General features: G+C 63.4%; 4 protein-coding genes. 3 read left to right on the forward strand and 1 reads right to left on the reverse strand.

The features are described 5' to 3' along the window. Nucleotides 1-182: 182 nt before the first annotated feature. Nucleotides 183-1,676, reverse strand: a complete 1,494-nt coding sequence (locus tag Q0L57_RS07105) for a HAMP domain-containing sensor histidine kinase (RefSeq protein ID WP_296740027.1) — start codon at nt 1,674-1,676, stop codon at nt 183-185. A 254-nt stretch (nt 1,677-1,930) separates the two neighbouring features. On the opposite strand from Q0L57_RS07105, the gene rpmH reads away from it, so the two are divergent. The 3 genes from rpmH to yidC form a co-directional block, all read left to right on the forward strand. Further along, entirely contained in the window at nt 1,931-2,065 is a 135-nt protein-coding gene (gene rpmH / locus Q0L57_RS07110) for a 50S ribosomal protein L34 (RefSeq protein ID WP_008833937.1), read from the forward strand. A gap of 16 nt (nt 2,066-2,081) precedes the next feature. After that, the gene (gene rnpA / locus Q0L57_RS07115) at nt 2,082-2,435 is read left to right on the forward strand and encodes a ribonuclease P protein component (RefSeq protein WP_296740322.1); all 354 of its coding nucleotides are present in this window, start codon (nt 2,082-2,084) and stop codon (nt 2,433-2,435) included. 14 nt (nt 2,436-2,449) lie between these two features. Next, a partial coding sequence (gene yidC / locus Q0L57_RS07120) for a membrane protein insertase YidC (protein WP_296740325.1) occupies nt 2,450-4,242 on the forward strand: 1,793 nt, incomplete at its 3' end.

Below are 4,242 nucleotides of genomic sequence, written 5' to 3' on the forward strand. Positions count from 1 at the left end.
CTCTATCCAGCTGAGCTACGGGCGCGCAACAGGCCGTGTTTGACACAAGCCCCGCAGTCCGGTCGAGACGGCCGGCCGCGATGTGGTGTGTTCCCTAACGACTGAATTCCGGAAAAGCAAGTCGATCCGGCAAAGTTTTGTCGAACTTGTTTTGCCGACGCCGAGATATGGCGAAATTCAGGTCAGGCCGGGCGGCGCAGGCCGTTGCGTGCCTGGTCGAGCCGAACCGGCTGGTCGGGGATGGTGACGGCGAAGGTGGTGCGACCGCCGATCGATTCGACCAGCTCGACCGTGCCGCCATGGGCGCGGATCAGTTCATGGGCGATCGCAAGGCCGAGCCCAGTGCCACCGCTGCGCGCCGAGCCGCGGAAGGCGGCAAAGAGATTCTCGCGCGCCTTCGGCGGCAGGCCCGGGCCGGTGTCGGTGACGACGATGCGGCTGACGCTGCCGATCCGCTCCGACGAGACGGTCAGGCGGCGCACCACCGCGCTCTCCGTATCGCCGGCCATCGCCTGGACGGAGTTGCGGCAGAGATTGGTGAGCACACGGAAGAGCTGGTCGGAATCGGCATCGACTTCGAACGCCAGCTCTATGGCGTTGATGAACTCGATGCCTTCCTCGATGTCGAGCAGGCCATGCACGTCGTCGACCAGCTGGCGCAGCCGCAGGCGCCGGCGCGCCGGCGCCGGCTCCTGCGTGCGGCCATAGGAAAGCACGCCCTCCGAATAGGCGACGGCCCGGTCCAGCGCGCGCAGAAGCTTCGGCGCGAAGGCCTGCACCGTCGGGTCCTTCACCTGGCGCAGGCGGTCCGACATCAATTGGGCTGAAGCCAGGATGTTGCGCATGTCGTGGTTGATCTTCGAGACGGCGAGGCCGAGGTCGGCGAGATGCTTCTGCTCGGACAGCATCTTCTGCAGCCGCTCCTGCATCTGCGACAGCTCGCGCTCGGCGACGCCGATCTCGTCGGCGCGATCGGCCGGGCGGATGACCCGGCCTGGATCGTCGGGCGCCTCGGAGAAGGACAGGATCGAGCGCGTCATCGAGCGGATCGGCCCGATCATAATCAGGTCGATGGCCGCATAGACCAGCATCGCGGTGAACAGCGAGATCAGCAGCGAGACGACGGCGACGTTGCGCGAATATCTGAGCATGGCATCGCGCAGGCGGTAGTCCGGCATGATCAGTTCGAATTCCTTGTCGCTGTCGCCGACAGGGCCGAAGACGCGCAGCATGCGCTTGCCGCCGAAGAACAAGGTGTCCAGCGCCCCGGTCATGCCGTTGACCAGCCCGACATTGGAGATGTCGATGTGCTGGTCGACCTGCGGCGGCATGTCGGCGACGACGAGCAGGCGCGAGACGCCGCCGTCGCGCACGGCGATCGCCTTGGCGCCGATCGCGATCAGCACGTCGTTCTGGGCGGCGTGCGACAAGGAGTTGGGCTCACCCTGCAGAAGCACGATCGAAACGGCGGCGGCGGTGCTCAGCCTCTCCTTCAGCCAGTTCACCCGGTAGCTGGCGATCCAGGGCAGGAAGATCAGGACTTCGGCGAGCAGCACGAAGACGATGGTGAGCAGGAGAAGCTTGGTCGACAGGCCGCGCGACAGCGGCACCCGGCGCGGTGAGTTCGCCGCGGCCGGCCTTGCCTTTTCTTCGGTGGACGGAGCTTCACTCGACATGACGCGATCTTCACGAAGGCTTGATCGGCCAAGATTATGCGATTTGCGGCTTTTTTGCCAATTTCATCCTTGGCCCGCGAAAAATTCCCTTTGGGTGGCCCGGATTGACTTCCAAAAACCTTCTTTCTATAAGCCCGCACACGCTCGGGCCATTCGTCCCGGCGCGGTTTCGATCGCGCCTAAACCGGCCCGGCAAAGCTCCTGTTACAGAGTGACAGACACAAGAAGGGCCGCACCCCGCGGTATTAAAACAAATGAAGCGTACCTACCAACCGTCCAAACTCGTCCGCAAGCGCCGGCACGGTTTCCGCGCCCGCATGGCCACCAAGGGTGGTCGCGGCGTCGTCGCAGCTCGCCGCAACCGCGGCCGCAAGCGGCTCAGCGCCTGAACGAAAGACGAGATCGTTGCCCGCAACCGGCAAGCCAAAGGGAAAAACTCCCGGGCGGCTTCTGAAACGCGCGGATTTCCTGGCTGTGCGCGGCGGTGAAAAACGCCGCGGGCGGCTTTTTCTCGTTGAAGTTCTCGACCGTGGCGACACGCTGTCGCCACGAGTCGGCTACACCGTCACCAAGAAGGTCGGCAACGCCGTGGTGCGCAACCGCGTCCGGCGGCGGCTCAGGGAAGCCGTGCGCGTCCATGCCGCCGATGACATGGCGCCTGGTAATGACTATGTCATCGTCGGGCGCGAAGACGTGCTCGCCATTCCTTTCGGCCAGTTGAAGGCCGAGCTTTCCCGCCGGCTGCGCGGCACACGATAGGCCAAGGGCTTTCGATGGAAAACAACCGCAATTTCTTCATCACCATCGCGCTGTCGGTGCTCATCCTGACACTGTGGCAGGTGTTCTACATGAACCCTAAGATGGAACAGCAGCGCGAGCAGGCCCGCATCGAGCAGCAGCGCGTCGAAGCGCAGAAGAAGGAAGCAGGCGGCGCCGGTTCCAATGCCGCCGGGACTCCGGCACCCGCTTCGGGCGCCATTCCCAACGCACCGGGCAGCGATGCCGTAACGGCGGCCAGCCGCGACCAGGCTGTTGCCGCTACCAAGCGCGTCAAGATCGACACGCCGAGCCTGGAAGGCTCGATCAACCTGACCGGCGCGCGCCTCGACGACCTCAAGCTCAAGCACTACACGGAGACGGTCGACAAGGATTCGCCCAAGATCGAGTTGCTCAATCCGGCCTCGCTGGCCAACGGCTATTTCGCCGAGATCGGCTTCGTCGGCAACGACAAGACCGGAACGGTGCCCGGCGCGGACACGGTGTGGAGCGTCGACGGCAATCCGACATTGACGCCTTCGACGCCGGTGACGCTTACCTTCACCAACGACAAGGGCCTGACCTTCAAGCGCACGATCTCGGTCGACAACGACTACATGTTCACCGTTTCGGACACGGTGCAGAATTCAGGCTCGGCCCCCGTTTCGCTGTTCAACTACGGCCGCGTCACCCGCTTCGACAAGCCGGCCGTGGCCAGCACCTATGTGCTGCATGAAGGCCTGATCGGCTTCACCGGCACCGAAGGGCTGCAGGAGCACAAATACGCGGCAATCGAGAAGGACAAGCAGGTCAAGCCGGGCAAGTCGACCGACGGTTGGCTCGGCATCACCGACAAATACTGGGCCGTGACGCTGGTGCCGACCGAGAAGCAGCCGTTCCAGCCGACCTACTCCTATTTCGATTTCAACAGCGGACCTCATAGCCATAGCTACCAGTCCGACTTCCTGACCGATGCCATCAATGTCGGCGCCGGCCAGTCCGCGACCGTCGAGACCGAGGTCTTCGCCGGCGCCAAGGAAGTCGCCAAGATCAACGCCTATGCCGAAGACCGCCACATCAAGCGCTTCGACCTGTTGATCGACTGGGGCTGGTTCCACTTCATCACCAAGCCGATGTTCTGGCTGATCGACACGCTGTACAAATTCCTCGGCAATTTCGGCCTAGCGATCCTCGCCACGACCGTCATCGTCAAAGCCCTCTTCTTCCCGCTGGCCAACAAGTCCTACGCGTCGATGGCCAACATGAAGAAGGTGCAGCCGAAGATGCTGGAGATCCGCGAGAAATACGCGGACGACAAGATGAAGCAGCAACAGGCGATGATGGAGCTATACAAGACGGAGAAGATCAATCCGCTGGCCGGCTGCTGGCCGGTGGCGCTGCAGATCCCGGTCTTCTTCTCGCTCTACAAGGTGCTCTACATCACCATCGAGATGCGGCACGCGCCGTTCTTCGGCTGGATCCACGATCTCGCGGCGCCCGATCCGACCTCGATCTTCAACCTGTTCGGCCTGCTGCCGTTCGCGGCGCCCGCCTTCCTGCCGCATATGGGCGCCTGGGCGGTGGTCATGGGCATCACCATGTTCCTGCAGATGCGCATGAACCCGGCGCCGCCGGACCCGACGCAGGCGGCGATCTTCACCTGGATGCCGGTGATCTTCACCTTCATGATGGGCAGCTTCCCGGCCGGCCTCGTGATCTATTGGGCCTGGAACAACACGCTGTCGATCCTGCAGCAGGGCGTGATCATGAAGCGCCAGGGCGCCAAGATCGAATTGTGGGACAATCTGGC

Source organism: Mesorhizobium sp. (assembly GCF_024509055.1).
Lineage (GTDB): Bacteria > Pseudomonadota > Alphaproteobacteria > Rhizobiales > Rhizobiaceae > Mesorhizobium.